The organism is Methylobacterium sp. NEAU K, from assembly GCF_030700285.1.
Lineage (GTDB): Bacteria > Pseudomonadota > Alphaproteobacteria > Rhizobiales > Beijerinckiaceae > Methylobacterium.
In genome coordinates this window covers 21,905-36,992 of the sequence record NZ_JAUYZJ010000026.1, presented here as the reverse complement: position 1 = coordinate 36,992, position 15,088 = coordinate 21,905, and the positions used below count along the sequence as shown (strand labels likewise).

Annotated in this window: 19 protein-coding genes, 1 tRNA gene and 1 pseudogene; 9 read left to right on the top strand and 12 right to left on the bottom strand. The window is 69.5% G+C overall.

All coding sequences use genetic code 11. The features are described 5' to 3' along the window. Nucleotides 1-27: 27 nt before the first annotated feature. Nucleotides 28-1,596: a glucan biosynthesis protein D gene (locus Q8W67_RS19365; protein WP_305548722.1), complete on the bottom strand. Its 1,569-nt coding sequence runs from the start codon at nt 1,594-1,596 to the stop codon at nt 28-30. A gap of 155 nt (nt 1,597-1,751) precedes the next feature. Here Q8W67_RS19365 and Q8W67_RS19360 point away from each other — a divergent pair, with 155 nt between their 5' ends. From Q8W67_RS19360 to Q8W67_RS19350, 3 genes are all read left to right on the top strand, one after another. Then, nucleotides 1,752-2,345 carry an HPF/RaiA family ribosome-associated protein gene (locus tag Q8W67_RS19360; protein WP_305548720.1) on the top strand — a complete coding sequence of 198 codons (594 nt, stop codon included), beginning with the start codon at nt 1,752-1,754 and terminating at the stop codon, nt 2,343-2,345. A 142-nt stretch (nt 2,346-2,487) separates the two neighbouring features. Beyond that, nucleotides 2,488-2,955, top strand: a complete 468-nt coding sequence (ptsN, locus tag Q8W67_RS19355) for a PTS IIA-like nitrogen regulatory protein PtsN (protein WP_305548718.1) — start codon at nt 2,488-2,490, stop codon at nt 2,953-2,955. Next, complete coding sequence (locus tag Q8W67_RS19350; RefSeq protein WP_305548715.1) at nt 2,955-3,281, top strand: hypothetical protein; 327 nt, start codon at nt 2,955-2,957, stop codon at nt 3,279-3,281. The genes ptsN and Q8W67_RS19350 overlap by 1 nt, the downstream gene beginning before the upstream one ends. 11 nt (nt 3,282-3,292) lie before the next feature. Here Q8W67_RS19350 and Q8W67_RS19345 read toward each other — a convergent pair whose 3' ends face one another. The 3 genes from Q8W67_RS19345 to ftsE all read right to left on the bottom strand — a co-directional run bounded on the left by Q8W67_RS19345 (nt 3,293) and on the right by ftsE (nt 5,885). Then, nucleotides 3,293-4,075, bottom strand: a complete 783-nt coding sequence (locus Q8W67_RS19345) for a YdcF family protein (RefSeq protein ID WP_305548712.1) — start codon at nt 4,073-4,075, stop codon at nt 3,293-3,295. Between the two features lie 152 nt (nt 4,076-4,227). Then, nucleotides 4,228-5,196, bottom strand: coding sequence for an ABC transporter permease (locus tag Q8W67_RS19340; protein ID WP_305548709.1), 969 nt, complete (start codon nt 5,194-5,196; stop codon nt 4,228-4,230). Then, complete coding sequence (gene ftsE, locus Q8W67_RS19335) at nt 5,193-5,885, bottom strand: cell division ATP-binding protein FtsE (protein ID WP_058193336.1); 693 nt, start codon at nt 5,883-5,885, stop codon at nt 5,193-5,195. Before ftsE ends, Q8W67_RS19340 begins: the two co-directional genes overlap by 4 nt. 182 nt (nt 5,886-6,067) lie before the next feature. On the opposite strand from ftsE, the gene Q8W67_RS19330 reads away from it, so the two are divergent. Continuing rightward, entirely contained in the window at nt 6,068-6,805 is a 738-nt protein-coding gene (locus Q8W67_RS19330) for a zinc-ribbon domain-containing protein (protein WP_305548706.1), read from the top strand. Between the two features lie 264 nt (nt 6,806-7,069). Here Q8W67_RS19330 and Q8W67_RS19325 read toward each other — a convergent pair whose 3' ends face one another. The 3 genes from Q8W67_RS19325 to Q8W67_RS19315 all read right to left on the bottom strand — a co-directional run bounded on the left by Q8W67_RS19325 (nt 7,070) and on the right by Q8W67_RS19315 (nt 9,199). Beyond that, the gene (locus tag Q8W67_RS19325; RefSeq protein ID WP_370693909.1) at nt 7,070-8,242 is read right to left on the bottom strand and encodes a glycosyltransferase family 2 protein; all 1,173 of its coding nucleotides are present in this window, start codon (nt 8,240-8,242) and stop codon (nt 7,070-7,072) included. Between the two features lie 134 nt (nt 8,243-8,376). Beyond that, nucleotides 8,377-8,769: a thioredoxin family protein gene (locus Q8W67_RS19320; protein ID WP_305548703.1), complete on the bottom strand. Its 393-nt coding sequence runs from the start codon at nt 8,767-8,769 to the stop codon at nt 8,377-8,379. A gap of 133 nt (nt 8,770-8,902) precedes the next feature. Beyond that, complete coding sequence (locus tag Q8W67_RS19315; protein WP_305548701.1) at nt 8,903-9,199, bottom strand: hypothetical protein; 297 nt, start codon at nt 9,197-9,199, stop codon at nt 8,903-8,905. Nucleotides 9,200-9,391: 192 nt separating this feature from the next. Between Q8W67_RS19315 and Q8W67_RS19310 the strand changes: the two genes are divergently transcribed. Further along, complete coding sequence (locus Q8W67_RS19310; protein WP_305548699.1) at nt 9,392-10,048, top strand: TetR/AcrR family transcriptional regulator; 657 nt, start codon at nt 9,392-9,394, stop codon at nt 10,046-10,048. A 152-nt stretch (nt 10,049-10,200) separates the two neighbouring features. Continuing rightward, nucleotides 10,201-10,674, top strand: coding sequence for a DUF2852 domain-containing protein (locus Q8W67_RS19305; protein WP_305548696.1), 474 nt, complete (start codon nt 10,201-10,203; stop codon nt 10,672-10,674). Between the two features lie 110 nt (nt 10,675-10,784). On the opposite strand, the pseudogene Q8W67_RS19300 reads toward Q8W67_RS19305, so the two are convergent. Further along, nucleotides 10,785-11,126 (bottom strand): annotated as a pseudogene (locus tag Q8W67_RS19300) (methyl-accepting chemotaxis protein); the annotation flags it as partial. 137 nt (nt 11,127-11,263) lie between these two features. On the opposite strand from Q8W67_RS19300, the gene Q8W67_RS19295 reads away from it, so the two are divergent. Next, the gene (locus Q8W67_RS19295) at nt 11,264-11,437 is read left to right on the top strand and encodes a hypothetical protein (protein ID WP_305548803.1); all 174 of its coding nucleotides are present in this window, start codon (nt 11,264-11,266) and stop codon (nt 11,435-11,437) included. A gap of 340 nt (nt 11,438-11,777) precedes the next feature. Beyond that, on the top strand, nt 11,778-12,530 hold the full coding sequence (locus Q8W67_RS19290) for a Crp/Fnr family transcriptional regulator (protein ID WP_305548694.1): 753 nt from the start codon (nt 11,778-11,780) through the stop codon (nt 12,528-12,530). Between the two features lie 66 nt (nt 12,531-12,596). Here the strand turns inward: Q8W67_RS19290 and Q8W67_RS19285 are convergent, their stop codons facing one another. The 4 genes from Q8W67_RS19285 to Q8W67_RS19270 form a co-directional block, all read right to left on the bottom strand. Next, a complete protein-coding gene (locus Q8W67_RS19285; protein ID WP_305548692.1) occupies nt 12,597-12,806 on the bottom strand; it encodes a hypothetical protein in 210 nt (69 codons plus the stop codon). Between the two features lie 584 nt (nt 12,807-13,390). Continuing rightward, nucleotides 13,391-13,466 (bottom strand) — tRNA-Phe (locus Q8W67_RS19280). 106 nt (nt 13,467-13,572) lie between these two features. After that, complete coding sequence (locus tag Q8W67_RS19275) at nt 13,573-13,770, bottom strand: DNA gyrase inhibitor YacG (protein ID WP_305548690.1); 198 nt, start codon at nt 13,768-13,770, stop codon at nt 13,573-13,575. Continuing rightward, nucleotides 13,752-14,405, bottom strand: a complete 654-nt coding sequence (locus tag Q8W67_RS19270) for a Maf-like protein (RefSeq protein WP_305548688.1) — start codon at nt 14,403-14,405, stop codon at nt 13,752-13,754. The genes Q8W67_RS19275 and Q8W67_RS19270 overlap by 19 nt, the downstream gene beginning before the upstream one ends. Before the next feature lie 423 nt (nt 14,406-14,828). On the opposite strand from Q8W67_RS19270, the gene Q8W67_RS19265 reads away from it, so the two are divergent. Next, complete coding sequence (locus Q8W67_RS19265) at nt 14,829-15,038, top strand: hypothetical protein (RefSeq protein WP_305548685.1); 210 nt, start codon at nt 14,829-14,831, stop codon at nt 15,036-15,038. Nucleotides 15,039-15,088 lie beyond the last annotated feature (50 nt).

The following is a 15,088-nucleotide window of genomic DNA, read 5'->3' as shown; positions in this document are numbered from 1 at the left end:
CCTCGGGGAGGCTGGTGGGGCGGGGAACTACGGCGTCCAGCGGAACAGCCAGCTCTCGCTGACCCGGTCTTGGCCCCGTTTGAGCACCAGACGCAATTCGCTCGCCCGCTCGCTGCCGGGGTCGAGCTCGAACAGGACCCGCAGGGTCTTGCGCTCCGGATAGCTGAAGCGATCCTGCCGGGTGATCGTCCCGGCCGAGGCGCTTAGCGCGACGTCGATCTCGTCCGGCCGGGTCAGCGCGTCGCCGTCGAAATCGACCGCGAACAGGCGGCGGTTGCCCGAGCTGCCGCGGCCGCAGCGGCTGTCGCTGACCCGGGCAAGATCGGGCGGCAGCGGATCGGGCCAGCCCTTGGACCAGTGCTGGCGGCAGACGAAGCGCATCTCGGCGCCCTTGGCGAGCTTGGCCTTGGGGCGCCAATACGCGAACACGTTCTCGTTCAGCTCGGAATCGCTCGGGATCTCCAGGAGCGTAACCGACCCCTCGTTCCAGTCGTCCCGCGGCTCGAGCCAGAGGGACGGGCGCAACTCCCAGTGCCGCCGGTCGTCCTCGAAATTGTCGTAGGCGCGGGCGCGTTGCATGAGGCCGAAGCCCTTCGGCCCCCGGTCCAGGAACGCCGAGACCTGGAGTGCCTCGGGATTGTGCACCGGGCGCCAGATCGGCTCGCCGTAGCCGTTGTGGATGGCCAGCCCCTCCACCGAGAAGGCGGCGGCGCGCAGGTCGTCCACCTTGTGCCGGTCGAGCGGTCCGAACAGGTAGCTTCCCTGCATGCCGCCGAGGCCGATATGATCGAGTTCGGCCCTGGCGAAGACGGTCCCGTCGATCTCGGCGGTGGACGCTTCCCGGCCCGGCGTGAGGGTGAGCCGGAACGCGGCCGTGGCCGATTCCGATTCGACGAGCGCGTGGACGATGATCGGCTGCCCCGGGTCGGGGACCTCGATGAACAGGGCCCGGAACAGCGGGAATTCCTCGCCGCGGGCATCGGCGGGTCGCAGGGCGAGCGCCCGGGCATTGATGCCGAAATCCTGCCCCTCCGCCACCAGGCGGAAGAACGAGGCCCCCTGGAACAGGGCAAAGTTTGACAGGTCGGTTTGATCGCCGAAGCGAGCGCGCAGGCGAAACCCCGAAAAGGCTGTGTCGGCATTGAGATCCGGCAACTCGATCCCCGCAGCGACGAAGTCCGTCTTGTCGTAGGGCACCGGCTGTACGAGTCCCTTCTCGACGACGAAGAGCGACACGGGCGTGACGAAGATTGAGCCGCGCAGGAGCGGCTCGATCTCGAAGCCGAGCCCGCGTCCAGCCCAGATCGTGCGGCCGGGGATCGGGTGGATCGCCTCGTAGGCATCCCGGGACAGCGCCTTCAGGACTGCCGGCACGTCATCGGTCTTCGGCGCCACGTAGGGCGCGGCGGCCCGGGCGCGTGCCAGGTCTGCGAGGGTCTTCGCCTCGAACGCCTCGCCGGGGCCCGGCAGGGACGGCCCCGGGCCCGGCTCGGCCGCGCGCAGTGCCGCCGGCAGGAATCCCGCGGCGCTACCCACGGCGCCGGCTAGCACGGCGCGTCGGTTCGGGGCAGCGGACATTCCGTCGGCGGTGGTCATGCAGGCCTTCGTCTCGGGTGTGGGTGTGCTGCCTGTATACGGGCACCCCGGCTGAACCCAGCGTTAAGCGGCCGACCGGAACGGATGGGACCTCCGTTGACTTAGCGCGAGCCGGCTCTCTAATTCGGCGACTGCATCAGAACGGGGGAGGCAGCATGGGATCGTTGCGGGTCACAGGCCACGGCGTGGATCTCGGCGAGAGTCTGCGTGGCCGCGTCGAGGAGCGGATGTCCGCGACCCTCGCTAAATATCTCGACTCGCACATGAACGATTCCTGCACCGGCCACGTCACGCTGCGGCGGGACGGGACTGCGTACCGGACGGATTGTGTCCTGCATCTCGTGTCGGGGCTCACCATCGAGGCGGTCGGCGTGTCTCACGACGCCCGGTCCAGCTTCGAGCAGACCGCCGACCGTCTCGAGACGCGCCTGCGTCGCTACAAGCATCGGTTGAAGCAGCACGCCACCGGTCCCGGGGACGACGCGGCAGTCGAGGCGGCCTACGCGGTCTTCGCCGCCCCCGAGGCGGAGGACGAAGACGGGATGGGCGGTGATGCCCACCCGCCGATCGTGGCCGAGAGTACGCGGACGTTGCAGCGCCGCACGATCGGCGAGGCGGTGACCGCGCTCGACATGACCGGATCCCCCGTGGTTGTCTTCGTCCATGCTGGCACCGGGCGCGTCAACGTCGTATACCGGCGCAGCGACGGTGCGATCGGCTGGGTGGACCCGCCGAGCGCAACCGACTGATGCGCGTGGACCGGGAGAACGGGGCCGGAACCGGCCCGTTCTTCGGCCCATTAAGAATCGGGGGCGTGGCCGATGCGGTCGTCCACGTCTCTGAGACGAGGCCCGCTCCTTCGCGGACGGGTGGCGGGGCAACGGTCGTTCGATGCCAGTTCTGGAATTCCTCGACCCCGAATCGGTCGTGTCGTCCCTGCGTGCGCGGACAAAGAAGCAGGTGCTTCAGGATCTCGCCGCGCATGCGGCACGCCGGCTGCCGGTACTCGACGAGCGCCCGGTCTTCGATACGCTGCTCCAGCGCGAGCGTCTCGGGTCGACCGGGATCGGCGACGGCGTGGCGATCCCGCACGGCAAGCTGCCCGGGCTCGACCGGCTGTTCGGGCTGTTCGCCCGGTTCGACCGGCCGGTGGATTTCGAGGCGCTCGACGGCCAGCCGGTCGACATCGCCTTCCTGCTGCTTGCGCCCGAAGGGGCGGGCGCCGACCATCTCAAGGCCCTGGCCCAGGTCGCACGCGTCCTTCGTGAGCCCGGCATGCTCAACCACATTCGCGCGGCCCGCGACGCGGGCGCGCTCTACGCTCTTCTGACCCGCTCCACGGCGCCGCAGGCCGCCTGATGCCGATGCCTCGAACCTTCGCGTTCCTCGCCCTCCTGGCGGGGCTGACCGGGGTCGCTCATGCGCAGGGCGAGACCACCTGCGCGCGCGATGTCCTGGTGGCGCAGTCGATGCAGCGACAGGCCCTGGAACAGCTGGAACAGGCGGACGGCGACGGAGCCAAGAACTGCCGCGTCTGGCGCCGCCACGTGGAGACGATGCGCCGGGTCGCCAGTGTCTACGGGCGATGTCTCTCGGGCTCGGACCGGGTCGAGCGCCTGGCCCAGGTGCAGAGCTCGGACCGGGAATTTTCCGCCGCCATCAAGGCGCACTGCAAGGGTCTCTGAGAACCGGGCCTTCAGTCGACTCCGCGCAGCATCAGCGGCTCGGCCACCATCTTCACCGGCTTGCCGCGGCCGATCAGGATCGCCACCCGGGAGCGCTCCGGGTCCGTCTCGAAGCGGGTGCGCACCCAGCTCGCCAGGAACTTCACGTATTCGGAGGCCAGGAGCCTGGCCGCCGGCGGGCTCTGCCACCAGCGGTCGGCATCGAACCCTTCCGTCACCACGGGGTGCGGAAAGACACGGTCGCTGTCCTGGAGCGCGTGGTCCAGCTCGATCAGGGTCCGGGGCATGTGGTAGTTCGAGGTCACCACCGCGACGGTATTGAATCGGTGCGCCCGCATCCAGCGCCGCGTCTCGATGGCGTTCCCGATGGTGTTGCGCGCCCGGTAGTCGAGATCGACGCAGCAGGCGATCAGCGCGCGCTGGGTCGGGTTCAGGCGGGCGATCTCGTCGCGGCTCGTGCGCTCGTTGACACCGGTTATGAGCAGGCGCCGGCCGTAGCCCCCCGCCAGCAGGTCGATCGCGTCGCCGATCCGCTGCGCCCCGCCGGTGAGGGCCACGATCCCATCCGCCCGGTCCGCCGGCGCCCGCTCGTGCCGGGCGAGGACGCTGACGAAGACCAGAAAGCCGGCGAACAGGGCCAGGGTGCCGAGGCCGGCGCCGACGCAGCAGCTCCACAGGGCGATCCGACCCCGAGGTCTGGGCCTCGCGGGCGCGGTGACGCGGCGCGGACGAACCCACTCGTGCCAGGCCCAGCCGAGGGCATCGGTCGGGTACGGATCCGGGTCGCGTAGCATACGCGTGATCATCCTCCGGAGGATCGGCGCCGAATGCGGCGACCCGGAGGCAGCCTGATCAGCCGAATCCACACCGCAGGGATAAGGTTTCCAGATCGTTAACCGGCAGCCAAGCCCCCCCGTTTCCTCCTCGGGCACGGGGTCTGAATCTGTCACGAAAGGAAGCGCCGCACGGTGATCCGCGAGACGACTCCCGTGACGACGGACGCGATCACACCGATCACGATCACGCTGGCATAGCCGCGAAGGCCGACCTGGAAGGCGCCGAACAGGGCCTCGACCTCCTGGCCGGCTGGGCCCGAGCGGGCCGCTCGGGCCAGCAGACCGGCGATCGCGAAGGCCAGGATCGCCAGCCCTGCGCCGATGGCGCCGCCGCGCAGGCCGAGGCCGAAGAACCGGCGCTGGAACGCGCGGGCGATGTAATCGTCGTCGGCGCCGACGAAGTGGAGCACCTCGACCACTTCGCGGTTGCCCGCCATTGCGCCCCGTGTGGCGAAGGTCACGGCGAGGCCGGTGGCGACCAGCACCAGCAGCACCATCCCGATGCCGATGCCCACGAAGGCGCTGGCCGCGGTCGAGAGCCGCTGGAGCCAGAGCGCGTGGTCGTCGAGGCTCGCCACGCCCGGCAGTGCCTCGGTGAGGCGCGCGCGCAGGCGCTTCAGGTCCGCGCCCTGGCCACCCGCGAGCTTGAGGGCGATCAGGCGGGGTACCGGCAGGTCCGAGAGGTCGAGGCCGCTGCCGAGCCAAGGCTCCAGCAGCCGCTCGGCCTCGGCCTTGGAGAAGACTCGCGCCTCGGCGATCCCGGATTCCGACTTGGCGATCGCCTCGGCCCGGGAGACGTCGCCGTCCACGTCGCGGCCGGGACCCGGCCGGACCTGGATCGTCACTTCTTGAGCGACGTCGCCCTGCCATTGCCCGGCATTCGTGGCGACGATCTCGGCGGCCCCCGCGCACAGGCCCGCCAGGAAGGTCAGGATCGCGATCACCGCCGCGAGCGACCGGCCGGCCGCCGTATCGGTCGGGACCAGCGGCGCATTGCGGCGCAGGCTCGCCGGCAGCGTCGGATCCGCGCCCACGGTCGGCGGCTCCGCCGGAGTCCCCGTCGTTGCCTGCGTGCTCATTCCTCGATCCGCAGCCGGCCTTCGCCCAGTACCATCCGGCGGGCGTCGACGGCGTCCATGATGCCGAAATCGTGCGTGGCGATGATCACCGAGGTCCCGAGCTTGTTCAGTTCCAGGAACAGCCGCAGCAGCCGTCGCCCGAGACCCGGATCGACGTTGCCGGTGGGCTCGTCGGCGAGCAACAGGTCCGGCCGTGCGATCAGCGCCCGGGCGATGGCGGCCCGCTGTTTCTCTCCGCCGGAGAGGAGCGGCGGGAGCGCGTGCATGCGCTCCCCGAGGCCGACCCAGCGCAGCAATTCGACCACCTCGGCCCGGTAGCTCGCTTCGGAACGCCCCTGCACGCGCAGGGGCAGCGCCACGTTCTCGTAGGTGGTGAGATGGTCGAGGAGTCGGAAATCCTGAAACACGACGCCCATGCGCCGCCGCAGCCCGGTGAGCGCCTTGGCGGAGATGCCGCTCACCTCCTCGCCGAAGATCGAGACGAGGCCGCGCGTCGGGCGCACGGACAGCAGGATCAGGCGCAGCAGCGTCGTCTTGCCGGCCCCCGACGGCCCGGTGAGGAACTGGAAGGATCGCGGCGCGATGCGAAAGCTCACATCCGACAGCACCTCCGGCCCAAGGCCGTAGCGCATGCCGACGTTCTCGAACTGCACCACCGGCCGTTCCGCGCCGGGCAGCAGGCTCTTCATGCTCGCCTGTAGGTTCACGGCCACGCCGGGTTTCGCCCATCCATGGCTCGGGAATCGCCGGACGGGCAGGCGTTTTCAAGGCCTCCCGGGTTTCACGGGAGCTTAACCCTGTTCAGACACACTTTCTCAACCGATCGTACCGTCCGGCTTCGATCGGGTTCATCCCTGCGAATGTGGCGCGTATGCTGATCGTCTGTCCAAGCTGCGCGAGCGAGTACCGGATCGAGGCCGGCAAGGTCGGCATGGAGGGCCGCTCGGTCCGCTGTGCGGCCTGCCGCGAGACCTGGTTCCTCACGCCTGCCGACGTGCTCGCCGGGCACGAGTCGGAACTCGCCGCGCAGGCCGTGCCTGATCCGGCTTCAGATGCCGCGTGGCAGGACGCGGCGGCTTCGGTCAGGGCCGTATCGGATGCGCCCGTTCCGACGGTGCCGAAAGCCCGGCGTGGTCGTCCAGAGCGCTCCGGAAGTGCCAAGGGCCGGCTCGCCGGCCTGTCGGCGTCGCTGGCGTTGGGTCTGGCACTCCTGGCGGCGCTGCCGCTCCTTTGCCTCGCCCGCACCAGCGTGGTCCGGGCGATCCCACAGAGCGCGGGCCTGTTCGCGCGCATCGGGCTCCCGGTGAACATCCGCGGCATCGAGATCCGCGATGTCGTGGCGTTCAGCAATCCGGCAGAGGATGGCCGGCCGGCGGAGCTCGTGGTCGAAGGCGACCTCGTGGGCATCGCGCGGAGCGATGTGCCGGTGTCGGCGCTGAGCGTCGAGATCCGCGATGCCGGCGGGCGGGTCGTCCGGACGTTTCCTGTTTCGGCGCCCCGGGCGGTGCTTGGCACGGCCGAGACGGCGCGGTTCCGCGGGAGCCTGACGAGCCCGCCGGCGAACGGCCGCGCCGTTGTGTTGCGATTCGCCGATGCCGAATCGCGATGACGGCACGGGACGATCGGCCGAGCTGTTCAACCGGAAACCGTATGACGCGTCGAGCCGACGAGAATGTTCGACGAGCGGCGCAGGACCGGGCCTGACGCGACGCAGCGCGAACCGGATATCCGTTTCGCTCGGGCCCCCAGGGTCGCCGAGTCCCCGCACGGTGGGATGCCGCTTCACCGGCGCGGCCGTCTCAAGGGCCGCCGTCTGCTGCCACTTCGGCCTATCGCCGCGAGACCCTTTCGCCGTGCGCGGCTGCCGATCGGATCAGATCCGGCTGCCGCGGGGATCGGCCATCGACCGATCGGGCACAGCCGTGCGCGAAACCTTGCGGGCCGATCCGTTGATCCAAAGAGCAAGCCGGATCGCCGGCACGCCGATGCGCGCGAGCCGGATCTGCGCCGGGAGCTGGCGGGGGCCGATCGGGCGGTAGGCGAGGCGCGGGCTGGCCCGCTCGGCCTCCGCGATGGCTTGTCCGAGCGGAAGGGCGGCAATACGGTCCACCTCCGCCGGGTCGAGCCCGATCGCCCATGCCCAGGCGCGGTCCACGGCCAGCCGACCCCTGCCGTGCAGGCGGCGGAACCGGCGCCGCCAGAGGTAGCGGAGCACGGACCGGGGGAAGGTCTCCATGCGGGCATCGCAGAGGGCGTCCGGCTCCTCGCAGCGCGACCGGATCGTGTCCGCGACGCCGCCCGGCGCGCGGCCGGTGAGCCGGGCCGAGATGGTCACGCACACGTCGGTGGCGTGCCGCACGCGCAAGCCGTGCTGGATCAGCCGCGCGATGAAGGCACCATCCTCGCCGAGCGGGATTTCGGGCATGCCGCCGACCGCGCGGTAGGCGCCGCGGGTCACCGCCAGCGTCGCGCCGATCGCGGTTCGGTGACAGGGCCAGGGATCGTTCGGGTCCGGATCGATGCGGGCCTCGGCTTCGGTGATCAGCGCGTCGTAGATGTCTTCCAGGCGCCCGCGAGCGGGAAGGGACGGCGGCAGCAGCGCCGCTTCCGCGGCGTCGAGCTCGACCCGTCCCGCGACGGCATCGGCGCCGGCGTCGAGCGCCGCGCGGTTTCGGGCGACCCAGTTCGGCGGGACGCGGCTGTCGGCGTCGGTGGACAAAATCATCCCCGCATTCCCCGCATCGCCCAGCCATGCGGCGGCGGCATCCATGGCCCGGCGCCGCGCCCAGCCGGCATGCGCTCCCGAAAAGTCCTCGACCAGGACCCGAACCGGTATCGACAGGCCCGGCACCAGCCGGGCGACGATCGCCTCGGTCCCGTCCGTGCAGTTGTTCAGGAACAGCACCAGCCCGAGGCTCCCCGGCGCCAGCCCGTCCTGGGCGTCGATCGCCCGGAGGCAGGCCTCGATCCGCTCGGCCTCGTTGCGCACGGGCACGGCGACGATCGCATCGGGCACAGGGGTGGGCGGCAGGGTGGCGTTGGTCACCGAATACGGTCTCCGTCAGGCCCCCGTCGGACGGCTCCGAACCGGGGCGCCGCGGCTATGCGGGATATTGCCTGAACGGAAACGGAAGGCTTCCCCGGGTTCTCTGTGGAGGCCGCGGGCGCCGTGCGCGCGGATCAGAGCGTCTTTTCGAGCAGGCCCTCGATCCATTCCGGCTGGGTCTCACCCACCGAGCGGCCGGTCTCGGTCTCGCCCTTGTAGGCGATGAGCGTGCTCTGCATGCGCACGTTCAGGCGCTTCAGCAGGTCCTTCTGGCTGTCGAAGTCGATGTCGAAGATCTGGAGATCCTTGAACCGCGGCTCTGCGGCGAGCTTGGCGAGGATCGGCTTCTGCGTCTTGCAGATCGGGCACCAGGGGGCGCTGACCTCGACCAGGATCGGCTTGCCGCTCTTCTGTGCAGCCTCGAAAGCCGAGGCCGAGAACGGCATCACCTCGCCGGAGGCCGCCTGCGAGAGGCCCGCAGCCATGGCCAGGACGGCCAGCGAGAGGGTGTGGCGACGGGTCTTCATGGGGCATCTCCTTCGGTCGCGATGGTGTTGATTGGCTTTCGGCGACCAACGTTCCGTCGTTACACGACGCGCCCACAATCGCGGCGTCCTTTGGAGGCGACGGGGATCGCCCGCGACGGGCTGGCGCCTCACATCATCGAGAGGTATCGCCGAGCCGGTCCTGTTCCGCCAGTGCCGCGATGTCGTCGGCATCCACCGCGTCCATGGGGCGCCGGATCCGCAGCGCCCGGGTTGGAGCACCCGCCCGCATCACCAGCACGATAGTCTCCATGTCGGGGCAGCCGGGATCCGCGCAGGCGATCTCGTTCACCGCCAGCGCGTCGGCCTCGCTGAGGCTCAGCGCCGCGATCAGTTCCCGCTTCAGCCGCGCCGCGAGCTCGGCACGCTCCGCCGAGCGGGCGCGCCACGCCTTCAGGCTCACGAAAGCCATGCCGAGTGGTTTTCCCTATGGCGGACCACGGGCCGATATGTCCGTCTGTCAATGGCCCGCCACGATTCGATGGGTTGGAGTGTAATAATGTTGCGCCAGCGCCTCATGGTCAAGCATTGTGCGAGAGGTTGCGACCGCAACAAACGCCGTGCTCGACCGTAATGCCTGCGCGCGCGCAGAGGACCTGAGAACTTGCGACCCTGGCGAGACGGACCGGGCGACCGGCGGAGCTATCACCACGGCAACCTGAAGGAGGCCCTGATCGAGGCCGCGCGCCGGTTCATCGCCGAGCGCGGGATCGGCGGCTTTACGCTGGTGGACGCCGCGCGACTCGTCGGCGTGACGCCGGCGGCATTGTACCGGCATTTCCGCGGCCGCGAGGCGCTGCTGGAGGAACTGGCCGGGCGTGGCTTCGCGGAACTTGCGGCCCGGCTGGCGCGAGCACTCACATCCCGCGGCACGCCGCTCGAACGCTTCACTCGCATGGGCGAGGCCTACCTCGCCTTTGCCGAGGAAGAGCCGGCCTACTACGCCGCCATCTTCGAGACCCGCGGGCTCCCGGCCGATGGGGCCGCCCCCGACGCTTCCGCGGCGGGGGAGGGGCAGCCGGGAAGGCCGAGCCCGTTCGACCTGCTCGTCGAGGCGCTGCAGGCGACCTTCGCGGACGGATTTGGGGGCGTGGCGCCGCGCTTCATCGCCCTGGAGGTCTGGGCGCTCGCCCACGGCATCGCAACCCTTTCGGCAGCCGGGCACCTGCCGCGCGGCCCGGGATTCCCCGACAAGTACGAATTGCTACGCGCCGGGGTTCTTGCCCTGGTGCATGGTGTGGCGCGACCGGGCGACCGTTAGCCGGCGTGCCGCCGGAGTGGATCCGGATCGGCACAGGCGAGCATATCGGAGCAACGATCGGGAGCGGCCCGGGACCGGGCGCGCGCCGGTCTTGAAAGGCCGTGCGAGCACTCGCATGTTAACCGCGTTCACATGAACAGCGGAGCCAAGCCGTGACATCTCAATCCTCCTCTTCTTGGGCGAACGGCAGGCTCTGCCGCTCCGGCCCGTTCCCGCGTCGCTCCCTCGAGATCGGGGCGATCGTCCTCGGCTTCATCTATTGGTGGCCGGTCGGTCTGGCGCTGGTCGCCTGGAAGTTCGCAGGCTACCCGGCCTTCTCCGAACTTCGCGACGCAGCGCGCCGGGGCGTCTCCGGTTTCGAGGGCGCCGGGCGTCCGGCCTCGCGCTTCGCCCGCGCCTTCGAGGCGGCGAACCGGGGCAGCACCACCGGCAATGCGGCCTTCGACGCGTATCGCCGCGCCGAACTCGAGCGGCTCGAGGCTCAGCGCCGCGCCCTCGAAGAAGAAAGCCGAGCCTTCGCGGAATTCGTCGAGGAGCTGAAGCGGGCCAAGGACCGCGAGCAGTTCGACGCATTCATGGCGAAACGTCGCGGCGAAGGCGGCCAGGACCGTCCCTTCTCGGCTTGATGCTGTCCGTCTCGCGGGCCTCGCCGATCGGCCCTGGCCCGCGAGTGCCTCGCCTTCGACAGGACGAGCCCGCAATGTCGCGCCGCCGAACCGGCTGCCGGCGCCTGAGGCGCCCGAAGGCTGTCGAGGAAGCGCGCCGCCTCGGCACCGCGGTGCTCGGACTGGCGCGACAGCTCCGAGGCCGCGTTCAGGACCTGGCTGGCCGCGCCGGTCTCCTCGGCCACGCCGGCGATGGTGGCGGTCACCCCGCCAGTGCCGGCCGCCGACTGCCCGACGTTGCGCACGATCTCCCGGGTCGCCCGGCTCTGCTCCTTCACCGCCGCCGCGATGCCGGTCCCGACCCCGCTGAACTCCCGGATGCGCGCCGCGATCGCGCCGATCGCCGATCGCCGATCGCCGATCCGCGCCACCGCGCCGCTCAGCTCCTGCACCAGCGCCCCGGCTTGCCCGGCCTCGGCGATCGCGACTAGGACGAGCGTGGCCGAGCCGTCGACCTGCCGGGATGATGAAGCAGATTTCGAATCCAGCGGGGCCGCGATCGACGCAGCCGGTTGCCGGATCGAATGGACGAAGCGGATCGTCCTGCAGCGTGACAGTCGAGACGAGCGAAGCGCCGCCATTCTGGTCTGCCATCCATGCCGGCCAGTCTCTGAACCGCGCTCTGGAAGGCTCACCCATCCATGGCACCTTGCTGGTGCGCGATGATCAAGATCGGCCGGCCCGGACCATGTCGCTGGATCAGGGCGGTTTCGGCACGCGCTGACTGCCGGGTGGCTTCCGGCGAGCGCTGACGATACCGAGGCCCTCGCGGTCCCGGGGCGTTCGCCTGCGATGACGTCCCTGCGGGCGATCGAACCGCCTCCGGCCCCCCTCGGAGACCTAATGCCTTGATGCGTCCTCGATCTGTCGTGGGCTACCGGATGTAAGTATCGACCGGCTTCACTGTGTTTATTCGGTGTCGTACAGCGCCGCGCTGTTGGGAAGGCGATCGGTCCGACATGGCCCGGCCGAGACGCCGCTGATATGCCACGTCGGGATCGGTGCTCGACCCAACGTGCCAACGGCAGTGAAGCCATATGCTCTTAGCTGCCGACGGAGGCGTGATGACGGAATCGGTTCACCCCATTCACAAGCATCCGTTCGTCCGCAAGATCGAAAGCATCGCCCTTTTTACGCTCTCGGTGGACGAGAGGGCGGCACTCTTCGCCCTACCCATGCAGGTCGCGCAGGTCGGTGCCTATCAGGATATCGTGCGCGAGGGAGACCGCCCCTCCCGCTGCTTCACTGTGCTCGAGGGCGTCGCCTGTACCTACAAGTCCACGCAGGCCGGAAAGCGCCGGGTCATGGCTTACCATGTCGCCGGCGACGTGCCCGACTTCCAGAGTCTGCACCTGAAAGTCCTCGACATCAGCATCGCCACCGTCAGCCCTTGCCAGGTCGGCTTCGTCCAGCACGATGCCGTGCGCGCGCTGCTGCGGTCTCATCCCAGGGTGGGGGAGGCGCTGTGGCGCGCGACGCTGATCGATGCCGCGATCGTGCGTGAGTGGATGCTCAATACCGGTCGCCGGGACTCCTACGCCCGCATGGCCCATTTGTTCTGTGAGCTGATCACGCGTCTGGACTCCGTCGGTCTCTCACCGGATCGCACCTGTGACCTGCCGATGACCCAGCCGGAGCTCGCGGATGCCCTCGGGATCACACCGGTCCACGTCAACCGTACGATCCGCGACCTGAAGACCGCGGGCCTGATCACGCTGCGCAATCGGCGCCTGACGGTCCACGACTGGGACGGCCTGACGGCGGCGGCGGAGTTCGACCCGACCTATCTGCACCTGAGCAAACGGGAGGCGACCTGAACCACCCGCCCGTTGCCGTGAGTTCCGCGTCCACGGACCTCCGCCCGCTTCGTCCGTGAGCCGGGCTCAGCCGGCCCCGGCTCTCGGCTTGGCCAGCCGTTCGGCCTCCGCCCGCCAGGAATCGCGCTCGGACTGAATCGCCTCGATCCGGGCGTGCAGGTGCCCGGCGTCGATCGCCGTCTCCATCAGCATATCCTGGGCCGCCGCCAGTTGCGCGCGCAGTTCGGCGTTCTCCTCGGCCAGAGCGAGAAGGAGAGCGGCCACGTCATCGCCCATCCGCGCTCCCCGCGTCTCACATCCGAGCCGGGGCCTCTACCCGGGCCGGGGATCGTCTTCAACCGTATCCAGCGCATCATCCACCTTTCCGGGAGCGACGGAACGGCTCGGCAAGGCGCATTCGCCGGAGCACCGGTCTGTATCGGCCGTGCGCGAGACAGGCGAAGCCGCTGCCGTCACGACGAACCGGCGACGGCCTCTGCAACGTCGAGAGGCGGCAGGAGAGGATCGGTTGTAGAATCAGCGCGGCCGTCTCGATGCGATGGCTCAGCTCCCGCCGATGGTCGGGATGCTTGAGCCTGCTGTCCATAGCCCGTTCGCGTCTGCGCCTTCGCCGGCCAGAGCCCGCCTCGACGACCGCTGCCGATTCCGAAGGCATCGTTGCTGCGATGTGTGATGCGGGACCGCATGACCGATCGCCGTCGAAATTCCGGCAGCGGAAATGTGCAGGTCTGTTGAAAGAGACTGGGCGGCTACGGCCCTATCCGCCTAGCATTCCACGCGCGACGTTGGTGCTCAGACCCGCCGACTCGGCGTGCGCCGGAATGCGGGACCTTACTCGTTCAGCGTCCGGAGAATACTGATGGTGCCCAGGGGCGGAATCGAACCACCGACACTGCGATTTTCAGTCGCATGCTCTACCAACTGAGCTACCTGGGCGTCGTCCGCGGCGCTGTCGGCCTCGAACGCCGCGGGGTATAGTCAGTGCTTCGCGGCCTGTCCAGCCTCGCCGTGACATCGGCGTGACGAGAGCGGCGTAAAAATTTCAGCGCTCGGGATCCGGCTCGCGCGGCGCCTCGTCGGAATCGATGTCCTCGGGAATCGCGTAGCGCTCGTTCAACCAGCGTCCGAGGTCGACATCGGCGCAGCGCTGCGAGCAGAACGGCCGGAACTCCGCCGTCGACGGGCGCCGGCAGATCGGGCAGTCGGGGCGGCGCTCCTGGATCACGCGAGGCTGCCCCATGCGGCCCGGACCGGATAGCCGTCGCCGTCGAGCAAGCTCATGGTCTCGTAGAGCGGCAGGCCCACCACGGCGCTGTACGAGCCGACAAGCTTCACCACGAAGGCGCCGGCCAGGCCCTGGATTGCGTAGCCGCCTGCCTTCCCGCGCCATTCTCCGGAGGCGAGATAGCCCTGGATGTCGCGTCCCGAGAGGCGCTTGAAGCGCAAACGGGTCTCCACGATCCGCTCCCGCCGGCCATTCGGCGACCGCAAGCAGATCGCCGTGAAGACGCGGTGGGGCCGGCCGGAGAGGAGACGGAGGCAATCGGCCGCCTCGTCCGGCACCTCGGCCTTGGGCAGGACCCGCCGCCCGACGGCCACCACCGTGTCAGCCGACAGCAGCCATGTCGGGACCCGGGCATCGTCAAGCTGAAGGGCCGCCTCGGCCGCGGCGAGCTTGGTGCGGGCGAGGCGACGGGCGAGCTCGCGCGGCGGTTCAGCCTTGCGCGGCGTCTCGTCGATCTCGGCGGGCAGCAGTGCGTCCGGCTCGATGCCGATCTGCTGCAGGAGCGCGAGGCGGCGCGGCGACGCGGAGGCCAGGACGAACCGGGTCGTCGGCCCCTGCGTCCCACCGATCGCTTCTGGTGTGGCGTCCATGATGTTCCGTTCGCACGTTCGGCCGAGAGCGATGCCGGTTCGGTCGAGCCCGCCCGGCGATTCCAGCGCCGCAGGGCGGCCGCTGGCGATCGCGCGCGGAGGCGGTGCTGCGGCCATGGACCGACCCCGCCGGGACAGCTTCGATCTTCCGTGCCTGATAAGGGATGGGGTCGGGCTTGTGAACCGGACAGGGCTGTACCGGCAGGCCCCTCGCGATGTTCATGCTGCTCCAGCCCCGACAATGGAGCGAATAAAAACGCACGGCGCGAAATAAGCCCGACATCATGGAATTTTTGGAAATAACCAGAGCCCAATAGCATTGGCTCGACATAACCAAGACGCGCAAAGATTTCGATCGGCTCCGTAACCGAACGTTAACCAAGTCCGGCGGATGTTGTCGGTCCCGGAATAGGGCCGAGACTGATGCTGAACGCTGATCCGCTCCTGGCACGCCCGAAACTCGTCACCGCAACGCTGCTCGCCCGAGCCCTCGACGGCCTGAGGCCGAAGGTCACCTCGCCGGTCGAGATGTGGCGCTTGCTCACCGATCAGTACGTTGTCGATCTCGATGCGGTCGCTGCACTGCTTCCGGCCGCCGAACAGGAGACGCACTGGCTCTCGACGCGGGATTGATTAGAGCGAGATCTGATGGATCCGGAGCTCAAGCGCGGCTGGCACGCGGC